Genomic DNA, 19,990 nt, shown 5'->3' on the forward strand with positions numbered 1-19,990 from the left:
GCAGAGGGCTCGGTGACCGGGGCGCCAGAGATGCCCGCCCCGGCACCGCCCACCCCGCCGGCCGGGACGCCCTCCGAGCCTCCGCGACCCGGGCTGCGACGTCCAGGGTCGTGGTTCGGGCCCCGGCGGCCGGGGCTTTCGCCGTCCTCGGCGCGGCCCGCCGGGCTGCGCACGCGCTGGCTGGTCGCCGGGGTGTTCGCGGTGCTCGTCGCGCTCGTCGCCGGGGTGTCGCTCGGCCCGGTGAGCCTGCCCCCGGGCAGCGTCGCCGCCGAGCTGCTCAACCTGATCCCGGGGGTGCACCTGGACAGCGGGCTGTCCGAGCGGGAGATCGCTATCGTCACCGAGCTGCGGCTGCCCCGGGTGGTGCTGGGCCTGCTCGTCGGCGGCCTGCTCGCCCTGGCCGGCGGCTGCTACCAGGGTGTGTTCCGCAACCCGCTCGCCGATCCGTACCTGCTCGGTGTGGCCGCCGGCGCCGGCCTCGCGGTCACCGCGGTGATCGCCCTCGGCGGCGCCGGTCGGCAGGGCGCGATCTCCGGACTGCCGATGACCATCCCGCTGGCCGCGTTCGCCGGTTCGCTGCTCGCCGTGACGATGACCTACCTGCTCGGTGCGGCCGGCGGGCGGAGCAGCTCACCAGCGATGCTGATCCTGGCCGGGGTGGCGGTCTCCGCCTTCCTCTCCGCCGGGCAGACCTACCTGCTGCAACGACACTCCGACAGCATCCAGCCGGTCTACTCCTGGCTGCTCGGCCGGCTGGCCACCGCCGGCTGGCACGACGTGCTGCTGGTGCTGCCGTACGCGGCGCTGACCACCGTGGTGGTGCTGCTGCACCGCCGCGAGCTGGACGTCCTCGCGGTCGGCGACGACGAGGCGAGGAGTCTGGGCCTGCACCCGCAGCGCACCCGGTACCTGCTGATCGCCGCCGCCTCCCTGGGGACCGCGGCGGCGGTCTCCGCGACCGGCCTGATCGGTTTCGTCGGCATCATCGTGCCGCACACCGTCCGGCTGCTGGCCGGGTCGAGCTACCGGGTGATCCTGCCGTTGTCACTGCTGTTCGGCGGTGCGTTCCTGGCGCTGACCGACGTGGTGGCCCGCACCGCCGTCGCCCCGGCCGAGGTGCCGATCGGGGTGGTCACCGCTCTCCTGGGCGGCCCGTTCTTCGTACTCGTGCTGCGGACCGCCCGCCGGGTGCTGACGTGAGCACCGAGACCGCCGGTGCGTCCGCTGGCGGTGCGTCCGCCGACGTGCCGGCCGTCGAGGTGCGCGGGCTGCACGTCGAGTTCGGCGGCACGCCGATCCTGACCGATGTCGACCTCACCGTCGCCGTCGGCGAGTGGGTCACCGTCATCGGCCCGAACGGCGCCGGCAAGTCGACCCTGTTGCGCGCCGTCGGGGGCCTGCTGCCCGCGCCGGGGGCGATCACCCTGTTCGGTACGGCGAGCGCCGCACTGCGCCGCCGGGACCGCGCCCGGGTGGTGGCCACGGTGGCACAGTCCCCGGTGGTGCCGCCCGGCATGTCGGTGCTGGACTACGTGCTGCTCGGTCGCACCCCGTACATCCCGACGCTGGGCCGGGAGTCGACCGCCGACGTCGACGCCGTGCACGAGGTGCTCGGGCGGTTGGACCTCACCGGTTTCCACCACCGCGAACTGGCCACCCTCTCCGGGGGCGAACGGCAGCGGGTGTTCCTCGCCCGAGCGCTCGCCCAGGGCGCGACGCTGCTGCTGCTCGACGAGCCGACCAGCGCACTCGACATCGGTCACCAGCAGGACGTGCTGGAACTCGTCGACCAGTTGCGCCGCGAGCACGGCCTGACCGTCCTCGCCACGATGCACGACCTCTCCCTGGCCGGCGAGTACGCCGACCGGATGGTGATGCTGGCCGGCGGCCAGGTGGTCGCCACCGGGACGCCGCCCGAGGTGCTGACCGAGCACCTGCTCGCGACCCACTACCGGGCCAGCGTCCGGGTGGTCACCGGTGACCATGGCCCCCTGGTGGTCCCCGTCCGCCCCCGCCGCTGACGCCCGGCGTGCCGGGTGGGTCAGGGGCCCAGGTCGATGACGGAGAAGAGGGCGCCCTGCGGGTCCCGTAGGGCGGCGAACCGGCCCGCGGGGATGTCCCGGGGCGGGACCAGGATCGTCCCGCCCAACTCGGCCGCGCGGGCCGCGGCGGCGTCCGCGTCGGCCACCGCGAAATAGACCGTCCAGTACGCGGGCAGGTCGGCCGGGAAGTCGTCGGCCAGCGGCGGCATCATCCCGGCGACGATCTGCGTACCGAGCCGCCACCCGGTGTACGTCATCTCACCCACCGGTTGGTCGTCCGGCTGCCAGCCGAACACCAGCTCGTAGAAGACCTTCGCGCCCTCGGGGTCGGGGGTGACCAGCTCGTTCCAGCTCATCGCGCCCGGCACGTTGAAGACTTCGGCGCCGGCCATCGCGAGCGGCTGCCAGACGCTGAACGTGGCGCCGGCCGGATCGGCGAAGACCGCCATCCAGCCTCTGTCGAAGACCTCGAACGGCGGTACGACGACCTGCCCGCCGGCGCGTTCGACCCGGCCGGCGACCAGCTCCGCGTCGTCGGTGGCGAGGTACGTCGACCAGATCGGCACCTGGTCGGGAATGGCTGGCGGCCCCGCCCCGGCCACCGGCCTGCCATCGAGCAGGAAGACCGTGTAGCCGCCCGCCTCGGGCTCCGGCGTCACCCGGCCGGTCCACCCGAACAGCTCCGGGTAGAACCGCCGCGCGTCGGTCAGGTCCGGGGTGGCCAGGTCGGCCCAGCAGGGCGTACCCGGCGGGACGGTGCTCACGTCAAGACCCCTCTCGGCCCGGGCGGCCACGACGACCCCCTGCCGGAATCCTGGCACCGTCCCGCCGCGTACCGGGGCGGAAACGGACGAATCGTCAGCTGAACCGGCGACCCTCGTCCCGTCGGTACGCCCACCCGGCGAGCGTGGCGAGCAGCACCACCCAGACGCCGAGCATGATCAGCGCCAGCGGCTGGACGGGGTAGTCGCCGACCGCCGCCCACATCAGCTCCACCGCGCCCCGGGTGGGCAGGAACGGCGCGATCGTCTCGATGAACCCGGGTGCGTCACCCGGCGCGGAGAGCAGGCCGCCGCCGAACGCGAGCGGCAGGAAGACCACCTGCGCGACCACGATGGCCGCCTTGCTCGGCAACGAGTAGCCGATGGCGAGCCCCATCAGCGTGAACGGCACCGAGATGACGGCCACGGTGGCGGTGGTCAGCAGTAGGGCCACCGGGGTGATCCGCGCCGCGGTCAGCGTCGCGCCGATCACCACGACCGGGATCAGCGAGAGGTACGTCAGCGCCAGGCCGGCCAGCACGCGGCCCGCGAACCGGGGCGCCGGCCCGGCCGGCAGGGTCCGGGTGTACGGGTTCCAGGGCTGGTCGCGGTCCTCGGCGACGCCCACGCCGTACTGGAAGATGTTGGCGCTCATCACCGAGAAGGTGACCATCGACGCGGTGGCGAAGGTGGCGCCGGTCGCGTCGTCCCCGGCGAACGGGACCACAAAGAAGATCATGGCGGCGGCCGGGAAGAAGGCGCTGCCGAAGACGGCCACCGGGATTCGGATGATCTCCAGGAGCTGGTAGCGGGCGTGGACCAGGGCGAGCTGCACGGTCGCCTCCTCAGACGGTGGTGGGTCGGCCGCCGGCAGCGGCGGTGGCGGGCTGGCCTCCGGTGGCGGGTCGGTCTCCAGCGGCGGGCCGGCCTTCGGTGGGCTGGTCGCCGCTGGTGATGGCGAGGAACGCCTCCTCCAGCGAGGTTGGCCGTACCTCCAGGTCGCTGAAGGGGGTCCCGGCCGTGACCAGCGCCCGGACCAGCTCGTCGGCGTCGCTGGTGAGCAGGTGCAGCCGACCGTCGATCCGTTCGCTGCGAACAACCCCGGGAAGGTCCGGAAGCTGGTCGGCGACGAGGCTGACCCGGCGTACGCCGACGATGCCGCGCACCGCGTCCACCGTGTCGTCGGCGAGCACGCGGCCCTGCCCGATCACCACCACCCGGCGGGCCAGCGCCTCCACCTCCTCCAGGTAGTGGCTGCTCAACAGCACGGTGCCGCCGTCGTCGTGGAACGCGCGGATCGCCTCCCACAGGGTGTGCCGGGCGGCGACGTCCAGGCCGGTGGTCGGCTCGTCGAGCAGCACCAGCCGGGGCCGGCCGACGAACGCCAGCGCCACCGCCAGCCGACGGCGTTGCCCGCCGGAGAGCCCACCGGTCTGCCGCCGGGCCAGGTCGCCCAGACCGAAGCGGTCGAGCAGCTCCGGCCGGGGCACCGGGTCCGGGTAGTGCGCGGAGACGAAGTCGACGACCTCGCCGACGCGCAGCGTGCCCGGCAGGCCGGTCTCCTGCGGGGTGACCCCGATCTGCCGCCGGGTCGCCGGGTCGCGGGGATCGCCGCCGAACAGCTCGACCCGACCCGAGCTGGGGCGGCGCAGGCCTACCAGCAGGTTCATCAGGGTGCTCTTGCCGGCGCCGTTCGGCCCGAGCAGGCCGACCAGCTCACCGGCCCGGACTTCCAGGTCGACGCGGTCGAGGGCGAGGACGTCGCCGTACCGGCGACTGGCCTGGTCGGCGCGGGCGAGGGTCATGGCTGCTCCTTCGACGGGGTGGGGTCGAGCAGGGTGCGGATCGCTTCGGTGTATTCCTCGAACGCCAGCCGGCCCCGCCGGCTGAGCCGGACCAGGGTTGCCGGGGTGCGTCCACGGTGCGTCTTGCTGATCTCCACGTAGCCGGCGTCCTCGAGCTTGCGCAGGTGCACGGAGAGGTTGCCGGCGGTCATCGCGAGCAACTCCTGTAACCGGGGGAACGCGATCCTGTCGCCGTCGCCGAGCGCGGAGAGGCTGGCGACCACGCGCAGCCGGGCCTGCGCGTGGATCACCGGGTCCAGCTCGGTCATGGCCGGTGCCTCTGTCGCAGCCAACCGACCGTGCCAGCGACCAGGATCCCGCCACCGCCGGCGACCGCGATCACCAACGCGTGCCAGCCCGGCCCGACGAACGTGCCGAGCACGTTGATCACGCTGATCCAGACGCCCAGCCGGAACAGGTTCCGGTCCAGCCAGATCGCACCGCCGGCCATGTGCAGCGCGCCGGTGAGCCCGACGGCGGTCGCCGACCAGAGCAGCGCCGCCTGGTCGTGCGGTAGGTGGTCGACGACCCGGCCGAGCGCCGCGAACAGGCTCACCGAACCCAGGGCCCAGGCGCAGCCGTACCAGAGCCCGCGTTGGGCGGAGTCACCGCTGACCTGGCCGTACGCCCGCTTGCCAGCCACCGCCTGGATCGCCGCGGCGGCGACGAGCAGGGCGAAGAGTGTCGTCAGTGGCAGCCAGTCGGGCAGCCGGAGCAGCACCCGACCGTCGGGGGAGAACCGGAGGAAGAACAGCCCGAAGCCGACCAGCCAGGCGACACCCCAGGGCCAGTAGAGGAGTCGGGCGTCCGGTTGGAGCTGGCGTGCGGCTGTCCTCTGTTGCTCCCGGATGAGCTGGAGCGCCGCCGCAGCGTCGGTGGGTGGCAGGTCGTCGTCGGGGTTCACACAAACTACTTTACGGCGCAAAGTCAAGGCCAGGTTGACCTCGGCGTCTCGGGCGGGTCCCCGATCACGGCGGGCGTTGCCTATGGTGGGAGTCGTAGCGGCTGATCCGTCGCACAGGACACAGGGGAGGGTCCGTGTCGAGCCCGGGTAGAGAGCTGGAGGTTCAGCCGGAGGCGCTGACGGCGTTCGCCAAGGCGTCCACCGATCGGGCGGCCCGCTTTCGCGAGCTGCACCGCTTGTTTGGCGACGGGCACGTGCCCCGGCACGCGTTCGGGGTGATGCCGGCGTCGTTCAGCCTCGCGGCGGCGTACGCCGAGCAGTTCGAGGCGTGTCTGCAGGGGCTGGCCGAGGGCGCCGAGGTGATGGCGGACATCGCCGAGGGTCTCGACGACACCGCTGACGCCTACACCGGCACCGACGTGGCCAACACCGACATGTTCGTGCCCGGCCGCCCGCCCGCTCCCGACGTCATCGCACCCGGCCCCTGGTCGCCGGGCACCGCTGGCCCGACGGGGCAGGTGCCGGCATGAGCACCGAGGCGTTGCAGCGCAACAAGACCTACTTCGAGCAGATCGTGTCGGGCACCCCCGACCCGTTCAAGCCACTGTCGAACGCGGTGCTCTGGCCCTTCGAACAGCTCCTCGAACTGGTCGCGGGCGAGCCGGACGACCTGATGAAGGCCGCCCAGCTCTGTTTGACCACCGGCGAGGCGGTCCGCGAGATCGCCGGTGAGCAGATCCAGCACCGGGCCCGCCTTCGAGGTGCCTGGTCGGGCGATGCCGCCGAGAGCTTCCACGCCTCGATGGAGTCGGTGGAGGAGGCGATCGAGGAGTTGGCCCGCGGGTTGGACGGCACCAAGGAGGTGCTGGTCGACGCGGCCAACGCGGCGGTCGACGCGTTCAATCTGCTGGTCGAGTTGATCCTCGAGTTCCTGCTCTGGTTCCTCACCGAGGTGATCATCGCGGCGGTGGCGGCGGCGCTCAGCGCCGGCATCTCGCTCGCGGCGACGGTCGTCCGGGTGTTGGCGCGGCTCGCCACCACGGTCGGGCGGATGGTCAAGATCGTCGCGCGGTTCGCCGAGATTCTGACGAAGCTGGCCACCAAGATGCAGAAGGTCGCCGAGCTGCTGATGAAGTACCGTCGGGCGGTTCTGGAGATCCGCAAGGCGAAGAAGGCGTACCGAGCGTGGAACAAGTCCGGGTGGTCGGCCGAGGCCAGGGCGTTCCAGATCGAGAAGTTCAAGACCCTCTTCCCGGGTAAGTTCCTGATCAATCAGGTGTCCCCGGTGAACATCCCCGGCCTCGGTGGGGCCCTCCTGGACACCGGGGTCGGGCTGCACGACGTCTCCGACGGCACCAAGGACCGCAACTACCTTGTGGACGGCACGTACCGCGAGGATCTGGGCCCCTACACCAACGGCGTGCAGAATATCTTCGACTCCATCCTGACCTGATAGGGACCGACATGACCTTTCCCGGTCTGGACCGCATCGAGGCGCTGGCCCGCAACCTGGACGGCTGGCAGCGCGAGCTGGCCGGCAAGATGGCCGAGCTGGAAGACAGCAGCGCCGAGGGCGTGAGCGACTCCGGCCTGGTCCGGGTCACCGCCGCGGCGGACGGGACGATCGTCTCGACCGACGTCAACGCCCGGGCGATGCGCTTCGACTCGTACACCCTGGCCGAGGAGTTCACCGCCGCGGCCAAGCGCGCCCAGGAGGCAGCCGCCGCCCGGGTACGCGAGCTGGTGGGCGAGGTGATCGCCGACGCACCCGGCACCGGCGAGCCCCGCCCGGATCGGTACTGAGCCGATGGCGGACCTCGACTACTCCGACCGGCTCACCCAACTCGTCGAGCCGGGTGAGCAGGTGCTCGCCGTCGCGAAGACGGGGATTGCCCAGGGCGTCCTGCCGCCCGACCCGCCCGAACCACCCGACCCGCAACGACCGGAATCCCCCGGTGCCGGCGGCGTTGTCTCCGGGGTGCTACTCAACCTGATCTCACCGCTGGTCTCCTTCGCGGCGGGGGACCGGCTCGTCGACCGCATCACCTACGGGGTGGCCGGCCGCGGTGCCCCCGGCTCGGCCGCGTCCACCCTGCAGTACTCCCGCCGGCCGGTGCCGCCCGCGACCACGATCGAGGACACCATCCTCGCCGTCACCGACCAGCGGTTCCTCGTCTGCGCGTCCGGGCCGGTCAAGCTGTGGTCGAGCCGGGCCGACGACGAGCGAGCAGCGGCCGAGACCAGGGTCGTTTGGTCGGTGCCGCGAGCCGCGGTCGCCGACGCCCGGGTGGGTTGGCACCGGCTCAACCCGAAGAGGCTGCGGGTCGAGTTCACCGACGGCTCGTGGTTGGCCTTCACCGTGCCGATCGCCGAGTCCGGCAAGCCGCTTCGCGAGATCGCCGCAGCCCTGAGCGACCGCTGACCCTCAGCCGTCGCTCGGCTCGGCCAGCAGTGGCGTGGGCAGGGGCTCGTGGTGCAGCACCGCGAGCCGGGACACCGCCCGGGTGAGCACCACGTACAGCCGGTGCAGCCCGCGCGGTTCGGCCGCGACGATCGCGGCCGGCTCGACCACCACCACATGGTCGTACTCCAGGCCCTTGACCAGCGTCGCGGGCACCACGGTGACGCGCTCCGCGGTCGCCACGTCGTCGGCGGTCGCGGTCGCGACACCGGCGGCGGTCAGCGCCGCGCGCAGCCCGTCGACCGCGTCGTCCGCCGCGATCACACCGACCGAGCCGTCGTGTTCGAGCGCCGCGCGCACCTCGGCCACCGTCGCCGTGATCAGGTCGGTCACGGTACGCACGTCCAGGCCGCCGTCGCGGCGCAGCGACTCGGCCGGCGGTACGTTCACCGCGAGCGCCGGCAGTAGCCGGTTCGCGAACGCGACCACCGCGTCGGGCACCCGGAAACCGATCGTCAACGGGACCACCACGGCGTCCGGCTTGCCCAGGTGGGCCAGGGACTCCTTCCAGTCGGTCGCCGCCCACGGCGCGGTGCCCTGGGCCAGGTCGCCGAGGAGGGTGACCGAGCCGTGCTCGCTGCGCCGGGCGATGGCCCGACACTGCATCGGGGAGAGATCCTGCGCCTCGTCCACCACCACGTGCCCGAACCCGGCGGGTCGTTCGAGCAGCCCGGTCGCCTCGTCGATCAGTACCGCGTCGGCGGCCGTCCAGCGGGTCGCCTTCGCCGTACGTGCCGGCTTCGCCCAGATCAGCAGCGCCTGCTCGGTGTCGCTGAGCAACCCGTCCGCCGCCGCCACGAGCCGGTCCGGGTCGGAGAGCAGGCCGTGCACCAGCCCTTCCGGGGTGAGCGCCGGCCAGACCGCGTCCACGAAGTCGGTCACCGGCCGGCAGCGGCCCATCCGGCGCAGCCAGGCGTCGCTGGGCGACTCCGCCCGCCGTGCCTCGGCCTGCCGTTGCAGCAGGCTCACCACCCGCGCCCGGACCCGCTCCCGGCCGGTGCCGTACGGCAGGCCCTCCCGGCGGGTCTCCTCGACGATCCGGTGCAGCGGCTCCAGCCCGATCCGCCACCGGAACGAGCCGTCCGAGACAGTGATCGAGTCGGTCGGCGCACCGATCTGTGCCTGCACCGCGCGGCGCAGCACGCTCGCCATCCGTACGTCGTGCTTGAGCGCGGCGACCGCCGGCGCCTCGACCGCCCGGACCGGCACCCGGGAGATCAACTCCTCCACCGTGGCCTGCTCGACCTCGACCTCGCCGAGCGCCGGCAGCACCGCCGCGATGTACGACAGGAACGCCCTGTTCGGCCCGACGATCAGCACACCCGCCCGCCGCAACCGTTCCCGGTGCAGGTAGAGCAGGTACGCGGCCCGGTGCAGGCCGACGGCCGTCTTCCCGGTACCCGGCGCGCCCTGCACGCAGATCGACTCGGAAAGGTCAGCCCGGACCAGTTCGTCCTGCTCCGGCTGGATCGTTGCGACGATGTCCCGCATCGGCCCGACGCGCGGTCGCTCGATCTCGGCGGTGAGGATCCGGCTGGTCGTGCCGAGCTCTTCGCCCCGGTCCAGTCGCTCGTCCTCGAAGCTGGTCAGCACCCCGTTGCTGAACCCGAACCGTCGCCGGACCGCCACCCCCTGCGGATCCCGCGCACTGGCCCGGTAGAACGACCGGGAGACCGGCGCCCGCCAGTCCAGAACCAACGGCTCGCCACGCTCGTCGGTGACGTGCCGGCGTCCCACGTGATACCGCCGACCGTCATGACCGGCGTCGCTCCCGCCCGTGCCCGGGCCGCCGTCGGTGGTGGTGCTGCCCGTGGTGTCGCTGCCCGTGGTGTCGCGGCCGGTGGTGGTGCTGTCGGTGGTGTCGCGGCCGGTGGTGGTGCTGTCGGTGGTGTCGCGGCCGGTGGTGGTGCTGTCGGTGGTGTCGCGGCCGGTGGTGGTGCTGCCGGTGGTGGTGCTGTCCGTGGTGTCGCGGTCCGTGGTTCCGCCGAAGTCGAGGCGGCCGAAGAAGAGTGGCGTGGTCGGGTCGTCGGCCAGCTCTGCGACCCGGCGGGCCAGGGTGCGACCGAGCGTCTCCGCCGCGTACGCGTCGCCCGCCACCTGGTCACCGGTGGCGAAGAGGGCTTCGGCCCGCTCCCGCATCCGGCGCAGCGCTGCCCGGGAGGTCGCCAGATGTGCGCGTTCGGCGGCGAGATCGGTGTCGAGGTGGGTGTCGAGGTGGGTGTCGAGGTCAAGTGCGGGCATGCTGACGTCCCATCGTTCACATCTGCTGCGCGCTCGCGTGTCCGGGGGCGGATGGCCGGCCACCCGGCGCGGAGACGTCCGTTCCGGTGCAGCTCACCTTGGCCGTCAAGCGGCCTGCAACCCTACGCTCCCAAGCCCGTCCCTTCCACCGAATTACCCACGCGACCACCCGTAAGAGACGGCGTGTCGCGGGTGGTTCGGTGCCCAGGCGGGCGGGTTGTCGAGTGGTTCGGCGCGAGGTCGGGCGCTGCCAGGTGGTTCGGCGCGACGGCGGGCGCTGCCAGGTGGTCGGCGGCCGAGGTGGTGTGCCCACGAAATGGGTGTCGGCCAGCCCGCCCGCCAGCCCGCCAGCCGCCCGCCCGCCAGCCCGCCGCCCGGCCAGCCCGCCAACCCGGCCCGGCTGTGCGCACCTGCGTGACCGACGTGTGGTGCCGGTGGACCGGAGCATCTGCATGGGCGCGGCAGAGCGGGTGAGCGTCGGAGCCGACCAGTGCGGCTGGCCCCGATGTCGGCGGTGGAGGTGATGGTCGTCGGTATCAGCAGCGCCGGTGGTAGAGGTTGCGTCGTGGTGTGCGCAGCGGGTCGAGCCAGCGGGGCGGGAGGAAGTCGGGCCGGCCATCCGGCGCGATGCGGACCGCCCAGTCGCCTCGATGGACGAGCCGGTGGTGGTAGCCGCAGAGCAGCACCGCGTTGTCGAGCGCCGTCGCTCCACCGTCGGCCCAGTGTCGGACGTGGTGACCATCGCACCATCGGGATGGCCGGTCGCAGCCGGGGAAGGCGCAGCCACCGTCGCGCAGCACCAACGCGCGGCGTAGTGGGCCGGTGAAGAGCCGGCGTTGGCGCCCGACGTCCAGGACCTGGCTGTTGCCGGCCAGCACGGCAGGCAGCACGCCCGCGTCGCAGGCGAGGCGGCGGACTGCGCCCGGCGTGAGGTGCGATCCGGTCTCCAGAGTGCCCGCGCGCACGCCGTTGACCAGCTCGTCCAGTGACACCGTCACCACGAGTTGCGGCCGGTCTCCGCCGTTGTCGGGCAGTTGACCGGTGCGCAACGCCAGCCGACAGACCTCGCCCAGTGCGTCTGCTCGGCGCTGACCGGGGCTGCGGTCGTCGTGCTCACCGGCCGGCGCGCAGAGCGGATCGATCGCCTCACGTAGCAGGCTCGCGGTCTCGGTGTCGAGGCTTCCGCTGAGGCGTACCTGCCCATTGCGCTGCTCGGAGAGGGTGACGTGCCGACGGGCCTCGGCCCGCTCGGTGGCCCGTTCGAGGGCTGCCAGCTCGGCCTGGTCGGCCAGGTCGGGCGCGACGTGCGTGAGGACGCGCTCCCCGAGCCGGCTCAGGATGGCCGGGTCGAAGCGGTCGGCCCAGGCGACCAGCAGTTGGGTGGCCTTGTCTGCCACCTCCGGACCGGCCCCGACCGGAAGGGCCGCGATGGTCTCCGCCACCACCCGACCCTGCTCGACAGTGATGGCACCGCTGAGCAGCGCGTCCCGCACCGCCGGTGGGCGGCATCGACGGAGGCGGCGAGCTGGACCAGCTGGCGGGCGGAGCGCCCGGTGAGCCGAAGCCGCTCCCGAAGCCAGACGGCGGTGGACGAGGCGCCCTGGGCGACCGCCAGGCCGCGGGCGTCCACCTCGCGCACCAGAGCAAGCTGAACGGTGGCCAGCCGCTGCGCCAACACGTGCGTCGCATCGAGGGACGTCAGCAACTCGTCATCGGAGAGCCCCCAGAGCGCGGCTTCGGCGCAGTCGTCGACGGCACCGCCCGCCTGCGCCAACGCTCTCAACATGAAGACAGAATAGAACGCCTGTACGACACTTTGGGTTCATGTTGATCAATGGCTCCCCGCGCTTGGTCGATCGCCCTGATCCGCCCGACGTCCACTCGCTTTGTCCCTCGCTGCGCCCGGCGCCCGACTCGCCCACCGAGCTACCCCCACAGGGCCCGCGCCGGCTTCCGCGCCCGCGCCGGCTTCCGCGCCCGCGCCGGCTTCCGCGCCCGCGCCGGCTTCCGCGCCCGCGCCGGCTTCCGCGCCCGCGCCGGCTTCCGCGCCCGCGCCGGCTTCCGCGCCTTCTTCATCCGCGAGACGCTGAACGGTTCAGCCACCACGTACGGCCTGGTCAGCGCCGCGTGGATGGCCGGCATGCCGCCCGGTGGCTGGCTCGCCGCCCGCCTCGCCCACCGGCTCGACGACGACGGTGCGCTGGTACGTGGGGTGCTGGCCACGTTGGCCGGGTGCAGCCTCATGGTGCTGCTCTCCGCGATGGTGCCGCAGGCGGGTCTGCTGGTGCCGCTCTGGCTGGTGGCCGGCGCGGCGAACGGCGGTGAGAACGTGTTCGCCAACCTGCTCACCGCGCGCCGGGTGCCGGAGGCGATGCGGGCTCGGGCGTACGCCAGCTACGGCGCGGCGGTGCAGGGCGGCTCGATGGCCGGCTTTCTGATCGGTGGGGCGTTGCTCGCGGCCGTTCCGCCCCGGCCACTGATCGCTGGCGCGGGTGTGGCCGGGTTGCTGGTGGTGCTGGTCTTCGTGCCGGTCGTAGCCAGGGCGGTACGACGGGCTCCGCTGGACGACCCGCACGGAGCGCCGCTGGACGACCCCCAGGGACCGCAGCGCCAACGGCGCGCCGGGGCGGATGCGGGGTTGGCCACTTCGGGCCGGCCCGCCGAGCCGGAGCCGGACGCCGGGGCTACCGTCGGCTCATGGCTGAGCGCATCGCACGCCCGCGGGTCGGGCACATCCAGTTCCTGAACTGCCTGCCGATCTACTGGGGTCTGATGCGCTCCGGTGCACTGCTCGACGTCGACCTGCACAAGGATTCGCCCGACCAGCTGAACGCCGCGCTGGTCGCCGGTGACCTGGACATCGGGCCGATCTCGCTCCTGGAATACCTGCGGCACGCCGACGAGCTGCTGCTCCTGCCGGACCTGGCCGTGGGAAGCGACGGGCCGGTGCTCTCGGTCAACGTGGTGTCCACCCGTCCCCTCACCGAGCTGGACGGTGCCCGGGTGGCGCTCGGCTCGACGTCGCGGACCGGGGTGATGCTGGCCCAGCTCCTCCTCGCCGAGCGGTACAACGTTCGGCCCGACTACTACCGCTGCCCGCCGGACCTGACCCAGATGCTGTTGGAGGCCGACGCCGGGGTCCTGATCGGGGACGTGGCGCTGCGGGCGCTCCACGAGGCTCCGCAGCGGGGCCTCACGGTCACCGACCTCGGGCAGGCGTGGCGGGAGTGGACCGGCCTGCCGATGGTCTTCGCCGTCTGGGCTGTTCGTCGAGACTTCGCCGCCGCCCATCCGGGCCTGGTCAAGGAGGTGCACGAGGCGTTCCTGCGCTCTCGGGACCTCTGCCTCGCCGAGCTGGACCAGGTTGCCGAGGCGGCGGCCCGGTGGGAGACGTTCGACGCGGCGACGCTGGCCACGTACTTCCGGACCCTGGACTTCTCCCTCGGCGACCGGCAGGTCGCCGGGCTGCGCGAGTGGGCCCGGCGGGCCGCCGCGATCGGCGAGGCGCCGGCACTGCCGGATGGCGGCCCGGAGTTCTTCGCCGGCTGATCGACCGGCGCCAGCAAGCGCACCTCAGAGGCCGGGGCGCAGCTCAGACGCCGGGCGTACCTCAGACACCGGGGCGCAGCAGCGCCTCGGTGATCTTTTCGCAGTTCTTCATGCCGTAGTCGTAGCCCATGTCGATCGGGTACTTGACCATCACGCCCATCGTCCAGGTGTCACCGATGGCCAGGCAGTTGATGTGCATCTCCTGCTCCTTGGTCCGGTCGATCCACCCGTTCTTGATGGCGATCTGCTTCTGCTCGGCGGCCGGGAAGGCCTTGCGGATGCCGAAGTCGCCGGCACCACGGACCAGCTTCATCTCGTTGAGCAACCACTTGGTCCACTTGGGACCGGCGGCGGTGCCGGTGGCGATGCAGTTGCCCAGCCGGGCGGTGTCCCGGGGGGAGAGCGCCGTCCGGGACCAGCCCTTGTCGGGGGCGACGCTGCTGTCGGTGAGCTTGCACATGGAGAGCAGCCGTTTGATCGAGGCGTCCCGGCCGACCAAGTTGTAGAACTGCTCGGCCCGGGTGTTGTCACTGTCCCGGATGATCCGTGTCGCGTCGGCGAGCTTCGCGTCGCTCGGCGTCTGGCCGGCGTCGGCGGCGCGACGCAGGTAGTCGGCGACGATCCAGGACTTGATCATCGAGGCGGTCGTGCTGGTCTCGTCCATGTTCTTCGAGCCGATGATCTTCCCGGTCCGGCGGTCCAGCACACTCCAGGAGTACCAGCCCTCAATGTCCAGGTTGAGATCCTTGGCCACGAAGGGCAGCGGCTCCAGTGACGGGCTGGGGCTCGGTGACGGCGAGGAAGGCTGACGGGCGCTGCGGTCCGTGGCCGCGCCGGTGGACCGGTCACTGGCCGTGCCGGAATCACCCCACTTGGCAGCGGCGGACGACTCGAACGGCGATCCGGGCAGCAGTCGCAGCGAGACCAGCACCAGCCCGATCAGGATGACCGCGATGGCGATCAACCGAAGCGGGGACGCCTCGCCACCGCCGCCGCGTCGGTCGGCCCGACGATTGCCGGCCATCAGAGCTTCCCGAGCGGTTGCTGCGGCACCTTGAGAGCGGCGCCCGGCTGTGGGGTGACCAACTGGGTGGCCACGCTGGCGCAGACCTTCGCGCCATAGTCCAGCCCGCTCTTGATCGGGTAACGCAACATCACGGCGAGACTCCATTTACCCGAGACGGCGAGGCAGTTGACATGCCAGTTGCCGTCGTAGTTGATCGGGGTCCAACCGTTCTTGATGCTAACGGGGCCCTGAGCGGTGATCGATTTCGGCAGGCCGTCGATGATCCCCCAGCGCCCACCGCCCGAGCTTGCCTTCTGGTCCTTGGCTGCGGTGGTGCCGCGAACCTGGCTCATCTCGCTGAGCACCCATTTGGTCCACTTCGGGCCGGCGGCCTTACCGTCGGCGATGCAGTCGCCAACCCGCACCGCGTCGCGGGGGGACATCCGGGTGAAGCTCCACCAGCCCTCGTACTTCGGTACGTTGCCGCGCTTGGTGTCGGTCAGGCCGCAGATCTTGATCGCACGCTGGATGACCGGCCCGGGCTGCCCACCCGGCGGCACCCGGTACGAGCCACCCGCAGCGGCGTAGACCTCGTTGGCCGCATTGTCGTTGCTGTCCCGGATGGCGAGGCTGGCGGCCTTCTTCAGCGACGCGGTGGGCTCCTTGTCGCCGAGCTGGCGCAGGTAGTCGGAGACGATCCACGCCTTGATCATCGACTCGGTGGAGCTGGTAGCGGTCATGTTCGGCGATCCGGAGATCTTGCCCGTCTGCCGATCCATCAGCGCCCAGGAGAAGAAGTCGCCCTGGAAGCTCACCGACACCGGGCCGGCCGCCAACGTGGGCGGTGGCGGCGGGGTGGGTGAGGGCGCAGCGACGGTCGATGCGGCACCGCCGCCGCCTCCGCTGCTGTCGCCGTCGGAGAGCCGGGCGTACGCGGTGGGAACCAGCAGAACGCCACCGAGCAGGACCGCCACGACGGCGAGCACCATGGTCACGCGAGATCGCATGAGTTGGGTGAGCTCCAGATGTCAGGGCCGGGGGGACCGGCTTGTTGTCCGGACAGATCGGCTGATCGCCAAGGCCGGGGGAGATGACCTCTGTCGGGCGGCAATCGTCTGAAGCCGATCGGTGTGACGGCGGAAAGTCTACGTCCGGTTGCGCGACTCGCCAGGATCCGACACTAGGCAACCTGCGATAAAGGCGGGATATGCGACCGGTATGCCTTTCTTGCGGTGATTCACCTTCGTTTCGTGGTCTAAGTCACTGGCGAACTCTGGTCGCCTGGGTAACGCAAAGCGCTCATTCCGTTACGGATGGGATCCCCGGATTCCTGTTACACGCTCTGGTTTCTTGGGTCGCAAGCTGTAACACTTGTCCTCATGTATGGCAACGACTTCTCGCCCCCCGACAACGCGTCGGGTGACGCCCCGGGCGGCGGCCTGCTGAGCGAGGTCGAGGCTGCCGAGGCCGAGCTTCGCGCGGCCGCGGCGCGCGGTCGCCGTGGTGGACCCGCGCCGGACGAGGACCTGGCGGCGTACTTCGCCGAGGTGGTCGACGCCGAGCAGAAGATCGAGCCACGGGACTGGATGCCCGACGCGTACCGCCGGACGCTGATCCGGCAGATCGCGCAGCACGCCCACTCCGAGATCATCGGCATGCAGCCGGAGGGCAACTGGATCAGCCGGGCGCCCTCGCTCAAGCGCAAGGCGATCCTGCTCGCCAAGGTGCAGGACGAGGCGGGCCACGGCCTCTACCTCTACGCCGCGGCCGAGACCCTCGGCATCAGCCGCGACGAGCTGGTCCAGTTGCTCCTCGACGGGCGGCAGAAGTACAGCTCGATCTTCAACTACCCCACCCTGAGTTGGGCCGACGTGGGCGCGATCGGTTGGCTGGTGGATGGTGCGGCGATCGTCAACCAGGTGCCCCTGTGCCGCTGCTCGTACGGCCCGTACGCCCGCGCGATGATCCGGGTCTGCAAGGAGGAGTCGTTCCACCAGCGTCAGGGTTACGAGATCCTGCACACCCTGGCGCACGGCACCCCGGGGCAGCGGGCGATGGCCCAGGACGCGGTGGACCGCTGGTGGTACCCGTCGCTGGCCATGTTCGGCCCGCCCGACGGCGACTCCACGCACTCCGCCCAGTCGATGGCCTGGAAGATCAAGCGCTTCTCCAACGACGACCTGCGCCAGCGCTTCGTCGACATGTGCGTGCAGCAGGCCGAGATCCTCGGGCTGCGCATCCCCGACGACGACCTGCGCTGGAACGAGGAGCGGCAGGCGTACGACTACACCCAGCCGGACTACGACGAGCTGATGCGGGTGATTTCCGGCGACGGGCCGTGCAACCGGGAGCGGATGGCCCACCGCCGGGCCGCGCACGCCGATGGCGCATGGGTCCGCGAGGCCGCCACGGCGTACGCCGCGAAGCGGGCGGAGAACAGGGAGAAGGTTGCCGCGTGAACACCGAACACTCGCCTCTGTGGGAGGTCTTCGTGCGGGCCCGGCGGGGGTTGTCGCACACCCACGTCGGCAGCCTGCACGCCCCCGACGCCGAGTTGGCCCTGCGCAACGCCCGGGACCTCTACACCCGCCGCCAGGAGGGCGTGTCGATCTGGGTGGTGCCGGCCGGGGCGATCACCGCGTCCAGCCCGGACGAGAAGGACGCCTTCTTCGACCCGGCCGCCGACAAGGTCTACCGCCACCCCACCTTCTACGAGGTGCCGGACGGGGTGGCCCACCTGTGAGCAAGCCGTTCGATTTCACCCTCAGCCTCGGCGACGACGCGTTGATCGCGGCCCAGCGGCTGGCCGAGTGGACGACGCGCGCCCCGGAGATGGAAGAGGACATCGCGCTGGCCAACATCGCCCTCGACCAGCTCGGCGCGGCCCGCCTGCTGCTGTCGTACGCGGGTGAGCTGGAGGGCGCCGGCCGCGACGAGGACGCGTTGGCGTACCTGCGCGACGACCGCGAGTTCCGCAACGCGCTCCTGGTCGAGCTGCCCAACGGCGACTTCGCGGTGACGATGGCGAAGCTGTTCTTCCTGGCCGCGTACCAGCTGCCGCTGTACGCGGCGCTGGCCGGTTGCGCGGACGAGCGGCTGGCCGCGATCGGCGCCAAGGCGCGCAAGGAGTCGGCGTACCACCTGGATCACGGCGCGCTGTGGGTGAAGCGGCTCGGCGACGGCACCGAGGAGTCGCACCGTCGGATGCAGGCCGCCGTCGACCAGGTGTGGCCGTACACCCACGAGTTGTTCGCCGCGGACCCGGCGGCGCCGGTCGACCCGGCCACCCTGCGGCCGGCGTTCGACGAGACCGTCGGCCCGGTGCTGGCCGAGGCGACGCTCACCCGACCGGAGAGCAGCTGGGCGCCGGCCGGCGGGCGGGCCGGCGTGCACACCGAGCACCTGGCCTACCTGCTCGCCGAGATGCAGGTGCTGCACCGTGCCCACCCCGGAGCACAGTGGTGAGTGCTCGGGAGGCCGTCGCCGGCGTGGTGGACCCGGAGATCCGGGTGATCACGATCGACGAGCTGGGCATCCTGCGGGCGGTCGAGGAGGACTCGACCAGCGGTCGGGTCACCGTCACCATCACCCCGACCTACACCGGCTGCCCGGCGATGGACGTGATCCGGGCCGACATCCGCCGCACGCTCGCGGTCGCGGGTTACCCCGACGCCGAGGTCCGCACCGTCTACAGCCCACCGTGGAGCACCGACTGGATCTCCGAGGGTGGGCGGGCCAAGCTCGCCGCCGCCGGGATCGCCCCGCCGGCCCCGGTGCCCGCCGCCGGCGTGGTGTCGTTGACGCTCGCGGTCCGCTGTCCGCAGTGCGGCTCGCCGGAGACCGAGCAGGTCAGCCGTTTCGGCTCCACCGCGTGCAAGGCGTTGTGGCGTTGCCGGTCCTGCTCCGAACCTTTCGACCACCTGAAGGCGCTGTGACTGTCACCATCACCCGCCCGGTCCGCCGCCGACCGGTCTTCCACCCGCTGTCCGTCGCCGCTGTCGACCGGCTCACCGACGATGCCGTGGCGGTGACCTTCGCCGTACCGGAGGAGCTGCGGGAGACCTTCGCGTTCCGCGCCGGCCAGCACCTCACGGTGCGTCGCCCCGGCGGAGCCGGGCCCACCGGCTCCGCTGGTGCCGACGGCACGGAGGTGCGGCGGTCGTACTCGATCTGCTCCACGCCTGAGGACCTGGCCCGGCACGGCCGGTTGCGGATCGGGGTGCGGGAGATCCCCGACGGCGCCTTCTCGGCGTACGCGTGCGGGGCGCTGCGCCGTGGCGACACGGTCGAGGTGCTGCCGCCGCTGGGCACCTTCACCACGGCCTTCGCGCCGGACCGGGCGCGGCACTACGGCGCGGTCGTCGCCGGCTCCGGCATCACGCCGGTGCTCGCGCTGGTCGCGACCGCCCTGGCCGTCGAGCCGGCCAGCACCTTCACCCTGGTGTACGGCAACCGCACGGCGAACACGGTGATGTTCGCCGAGGAGTTGGCCGATCTGAAGGACCGCTATCCCACCCGGCTGCACCTGGTGCACGTGCTTTCCCGGGAGCAGGGTGAGTCGGCACTGCTCTCCGGGCGGATCGACGCCGAGCGGCTGGGCCGGTTGCTGGGCACCATCGTGCCGGGCGACGTCATCGAAGAGTGGTTCCTCTGCGGCCCGTACGGCATGGTGGTCGACGTCCGGGACGTGCTGACCGGGCGCGGGCTGCCCGAGTCGACGGTGCACACCGAGCTGTTCCACGTCGACGCGCCGCCGGAGCCGGTGCGTCGCCCCGCCGACCAGGCGGGCGCCGGGGCCGAGGTCACCATCGTGCTGGACGGCCGGTCGTCGAGCTTCACGATGGGCCGCGAGGAGCGGGTGCTGGACGCCGCGCTGAAGGTGCGTGGCGAGCTGCCGTACGCCTGCAAGGGTGGTGTCTGCTCGACCTGCAAGGCGAAGGTCGTCGACGGTGCGGTCACGATGGCCCGCAACTACGCCCTGGAGCCGGACGAGCTGGCCGCCGGCTACGTCCTGACCTGTCAGTCCAGCCCGACAACGGACAGGCTCACGGTCGACTACGACGCCTGAACGGCGTGATCAGCCGGTGCCGTCGGCAGGGCCAGCCCGCGACCAGCCGTGGTGTGCGGAGCGAGTCACAGCCCTGAGCACCCCTCAGGGAGAGGGCGCGTGGTCGGCGTAGGC

At 72.0% G+C, this 19,990-nt stretch carries 23 protein-coding genes; 14 read left to right on the top strand and 9 right to left on the bottom strand.

Going from position 1 to position 19,990, the window contains the following annotated elements; all coding sequences use genetic code 11:
* The first annotated feature begins 30 nt into the window (after nucleotides 1–30).
* Nucleotides 31–1,200, top strand: a complete 1,170-nt coding sequence (locus ACQEUX_RS29285; RefSeq protein ID WP_433057217.1) for a FecCD family ABC transporter permease — start codon at nucleotides 31–33, stop codon at nucleotides 1,198–1,200.
* A gap of 44 nt (nucleotides 1,201–1,244) precedes the next feature.
* On the top strand, nucleotides 1,245–2,021 hold the full coding sequence (locus ACQEUX_RS29290) for an ABC transporter ATP-binding protein (protein ID WP_433057219.1): 777 nt from the start codon (nucleotides 1,245–1,247) through the stop codon (nucleotides 2,019–2,021).
* A 20-nt stretch (nucleotides 2,022–2,041) separates the two neighbouring features.
* On the opposite strand, the gene ACQEUX_RS29295 is transcribed toward ACQEUX_RS29290, so the two are convergent.
* The 5 genes from ACQEUX_RS29295 to ACQEUX_RS29315 form a co-directional block, all read right to left on the bottom strand.
* A complete protein-coding gene (locus tag ACQEUX_RS29295; protein ID WP_393132466.1) occupies nucleotides 2,042–2,806 on the bottom strand; it encodes a VOC family protein in 765 nt (254 codons plus the stop codon).
* A 94-nt stretch (nucleotides 2,807–2,900) separates the two neighbouring features.
* Entirely contained in the window at nucleotides 2,901–3,638 is a 738-nt protein-coding gene (locus tag ACQEUX_RS29300) for an ABC transporter permease (protein ID WP_433055165.1), read from the bottom strand.
* Nucleotides 3,639–3,648: 10 nt separating this feature from the next.
* Entirely contained in the window at nucleotides 3,649–4,608 is a 960-nt protein-coding gene (locus ACQEUX_RS29305; RefSeq protein ID WP_433055168.1) for an ABC transporter ATP-binding protein, read from the bottom strand.
* Nucleotides 4,605–4,916: a transcriptional regulator gene (locus ACQEUX_RS29310; RefSeq protein ID WP_433055171.1), complete on the bottom strand. Its 312-nt coding sequence runs from the start codon at nucleotides 4,914–4,916 to the stop codon at nucleotides 4,605–4,607. Before ACQEUX_RS29310 ends, ACQEUX_RS29305 begins: the two co-directional genes overlap by 4 nt.
* Entirely contained in the window at nucleotides 4,913–5,551 is a 639-nt protein-coding gene (locus tag ACQEUX_RS29315; protein WP_433055174.1) for a transporter, read from the bottom strand. The genes ACQEUX_RS29310 and ACQEUX_RS29315 overlap by 4 nt, the downstream gene beginning before the upstream one ends.
* A 134-nt stretch (nucleotides 5,552–5,685) precedes the next feature.
* On the opposite strand from ACQEUX_RS29315, the gene ACQEUX_RS29320 reads away from it, so the two are divergent.
* From ACQEUX_RS29320 to ACQEUX_RS29335, 4 genes are read left to right on the top strand one after another with little or no spacing between them, the layout of a single operon-like run.
* The gene (locus ACQEUX_RS29320; RefSeq protein ID WP_433055177.1) at nucleotides 5,686–6,081 is read left to right on the top strand and encodes a WXG100 family type VII secretion target; all 396 of its coding nucleotides are present in this window, start codon (nucleotides 5,686–5,688) and stop codon (nucleotides 6,079–6,081) included.
* Nucleotides 6,078–7,004 carry a WXG100 family type VII secretion target gene (locus ACQEUX_RS29325; protein ID WP_433055180.1) on the top strand — a complete coding sequence of 309 codons (927 nt, stop codon included), beginning with the start codon at nucleotides 6,078–6,080 and terminating at the stop codon, nucleotides 7,002–7,004. Before ACQEUX_RS29320 ends, ACQEUX_RS29325 begins: the two co-directional genes overlap by 4 nt.
* Before the next feature lie 11 nt (nucleotides 7,005–7,015).
* Entirely contained in the window at nucleotides 7,016–7,354 is a 339-nt protein-coding gene (locus ACQEUX_RS29330; RefSeq protein ID WP_433055183.1) for a YbaB/EbfC family nucleoid-associated protein, read from the top strand.
* A 4-nt stretch (nucleotides 7,355–7,358) separates the two neighbouring features.
* Nucleotides 7,359–7,973, top strand: coding sequence for a hypothetical protein (locus ACQEUX_RS29335; RefSeq protein WP_433055186.1), 615 nt, complete (start codon nucleotides 7,359–7,361; stop codon nucleotides 7,971–7,973).
* Nucleotides 7,974–7,976: 3 nt separating this feature from the next.
* Here ACQEUX_RS29335 and ACQEUX_RS29340 read toward each other — a convergent pair whose 3' ends face one another.
* On the bottom strand, nucleotides 7,977–10,253 hold the full coding sequence (locus ACQEUX_RS29340) for a HelD family protein (RefSeq protein WP_433055189.1): 2,277 nt from the start codon (nucleotides 10,251–10,253) through the stop codon (nucleotides 7,977–7,979).
* A gap of 536 nt (nucleotides 10,254–10,789) precedes the next feature.
* Nucleotides 10,790–11,833 (bottom strand): DUF222 domain-containing protein, encoded by a 1,044-nt coding sequence (locus ACQEUX_RS29345; protein WP_433057221.1) that lies wholly within the window; start codon nucleotides 11,831–11,833, stop codon nucleotides 10,790–10,792.
* Here ACQEUX_RS29345 and ACQEUX_RS29350 point away from each other — a divergent pair.
* From ACQEUX_RS29350 to ACQEUX_RS29360, 3 genes are read left to right on the top strand one after another with little or no spacing between them, the layout of a single operon-like run.
* On the top strand, nucleotides 11,752–12,084 hold the full coding sequence (locus tag ACQEUX_RS29350) for a hypothetical protein (RefSeq protein WP_433055192.1): 333 nt from the start codon (nucleotides 11,752–11,754) through the stop codon (nucleotides 12,082–12,084). The two genes, ACQEUX_RS29345 and ACQEUX_RS29350, sit on opposite strands and share 82 nt — an antisense overlap.
* A 3-nt stretch (nucleotides 12,085–12,087) precedes the next feature.
* Nucleotides 12,088–12,999 (top strand): MFS transporter, encoded by a 912-nt coding sequence (locus ACQEUX_RS29355; protein WP_433055195.1) that lies wholly within the window; start codon nucleotides 12,088–12,090, stop codon nucleotides 12,997–12,999.
* Nucleotides 12,951–13,802, top strand: coding sequence for a menaquinone biosynthetic enzyme MqnA/MqnD family protein (locus ACQEUX_RS29360; RefSeq protein WP_433055198.1), 852 nt, complete (start codon nucleotides 12,951–12,953; stop codon nucleotides 13,800–13,802). The genes ACQEUX_RS29355 and ACQEUX_RS29360 overlap by 49 nt, the downstream gene beginning before the upstream one ends.
* 61 nt (nucleotides 13,803–13,863) lie before the next feature.
* Here ACQEUX_RS29360 and ACQEUX_RS29365 read toward each other — a convergent pair whose 3' ends face one another.
* Both ACQEUX_RS29365 and ACQEUX_RS29370 read right to left on the bottom strand, forming a co-directional pair.
* Nucleotides 13,864–14,826, bottom strand: a complete 963-nt coding sequence (locus tag ACQEUX_RS29365; RefSeq protein ID WP_433055201.1) for a hypothetical protein — start codon at nucleotides 14,824–14,826, stop codon at nucleotides 13,864–13,866.
* Nucleotides 14,826–15,815, bottom strand: coding sequence for a hypothetical protein (locus ACQEUX_RS29370; RefSeq protein ID WP_433055204.1), 990 nt, complete (start codon nucleotides 15,813–15,815; stop codon nucleotides 14,826–14,828). The genes ACQEUX_RS29365 and ACQEUX_RS29370 overlap by 1 nt, the downstream gene beginning before the upstream one ends.
* Nucleotides 15,816–16,187: 372 nt before the next feature.
* Here ACQEUX_RS29370 and paaA point away from each other — a divergent pair, with 372 nt between their 5' ends.
* The 5 genes from paaA to paaE are packed head-to-tail and all read left to right on the top strand — an operon-like array spanning nucleotide 16,188 to nucleotide 19,876.
* A complete protein-coding gene (gene paaA, locus ACQEUX_RS29375) occupies nucleotides 16,188–17,267 on the top strand; it encodes a 1,2-phenylacetyl-CoA epoxidase subunit PaaA (protein ID WP_433055207.1) in 1,080 nt (359 codons plus the stop codon).
* Nucleotides 17,264–17,551, top strand: a complete 288-nt coding sequence (paaB, locus tag ACQEUX_RS29380) for a 1,2-phenylacetyl-CoA epoxidase subunit PaaB (RefSeq protein WP_354816097.1) — start codon at nucleotides 17,264–17,266, stop codon at nucleotides 17,549–17,551. Before paaA ends, paaB begins: the two co-directional genes overlap by 4 nt.
* Nucleotides 17,548–18,273, top strand: coding sequence for a 1,2-phenylacetyl-CoA epoxidase subunit PaaC (gene paaC, locus ACQEUX_RS29385; RefSeq protein WP_433055211.1), 726 nt, complete (start codon nucleotides 17,548–17,550; stop codon nucleotides 18,271–18,273). Before paaB ends, paaC begins: the two co-directional genes overlap by 4 nt.
* On the top strand, nucleotides 18,267–18,743 hold the full coding sequence (paaD, locus tag ACQEUX_RS29390; protein WP_433055214.1) for a 1,2-phenylacetyl-CoA epoxidase subunit PaaD: 477 nt from the start codon (nucleotides 18,267–18,269) through the stop codon (nucleotides 18,741–18,743). Before paaC ends, paaD begins: the two co-directional genes overlap by 7 nt.
* Nucleotides 18,740–19,876: a 1,2-phenylacetyl-CoA epoxidase subunit PaaE gene (gene paaE, locus ACQEUX_RS29395; protein WP_433055217.1), complete on the top strand. Its 1,137-nt coding sequence runs from the start codon at nucleotides 18,740–18,742 to the stop codon at nucleotides 19,874–19,876. Before paaD ends, paaE begins: the two co-directional genes overlap by 4 nt.
* The last annotated feature ends 114 nt before the right edge of the window (nucleotides 19,877–19,990 follow it).

The sequence above is a fragment of the Micromonospora sp. CA-259024 genome, from assembly GCF_050936255.1.
In the GTDB taxonomy this organism is placed as follows: domain Bacteria; phylum Actinomycetota; class Actinomycetes; order Mycobacteriales; family Micromonosporaceae; genus Micromonospora.

Excerpts from the sequence above, each read along its gene's own strand:
- ACQEUX_RS29335 (WP_433055186.1), top strand. The coding sequence starts at position 7,359 with ATGGCGGACCTCGACTACTCCGACCGGCTCACCCAACTCGTCGAGCCG.
- ACQEUX_RS29370 (WP_433055204.1), bottom strand. The coding sequence starts at position 15,815 with ATGCGATCTCGCGTGACCATGGTGCTCGCCGTCGTGGCGGTCCTGCTC.
- ACQEUX_RS29365 (WP_433055201.1), bottom strand. The coding sequence starts at position 14,826 with ATGGCCGGCAATCGTCGGGCCGACCGACGCGGCGGCGGTGGCGAGGCG.
- ACQEUX_RS29310 (WP_433055171.1), bottom strand. The coding sequence starts at position 4,916 with ATGACCGAGCTGGACCCGGTGATCCACGCGCAGGCCCGGCTGCGCGTG.
- paaA (WP_433055207.1), top strand. The coding sequence starts at position 16,188 with ATGTATGGCAACGACTTCTCGCCCCCCGACAACGCGTCGGGTGACGCC.
- ACQEUX_RS29360 (WP_433055198.1), top strand. The coding sequence starts at position 12,951 with ATGGCTGAGCGCATCGCACGCCCGCGGGTCGGGCACATCCAGTTCCTG.
- ACQEUX_RS29355 (WP_433055195.1), top strand. The coding sequence starts at position 12,088 with ATGGCTCCCCGCGCTTGGTCGATCGCCCTGATCCGCCCGACGTCCACT.
- ACQEUX_RS29325 (WP_433055180.1), top strand. The coding sequence starts at position 6,078 with ATGAGCACCGAGGCGTTGCAGCGCAACAAGACCTACTTCGAGCAGATC.
- ACQEUX_RS29285 (WP_433057217.1), top strand. The coding sequence starts at position 31 with ATGCCCGCCCCGGCACCGCCCACCCCGCCGGCCGGGACGCCCTCCGAG.
- ACQEUX_RS29330 (WP_433055183.1), top strand. The coding sequence starts at position 7,016 with ATGACCTTTCCCGGTCTGGACCGCATCGAGGCGCTGGCCCGCAACCTG.
- ACQEUX_RS29305 (WP_433055168.1), bottom strand. The coding sequence starts at position 4,608 with ATGACCCTCGCCCGCGCCGACCAGGCCAGTCGCCGGTACGGCGACGTC.
- ACQEUX_RS29340 (WP_433055189.1), bottom strand. The coding sequence starts at position 10,253 with ATGCCCGCACTTGACCTCGACACCCACCTCGACACCCACCTCGACACC.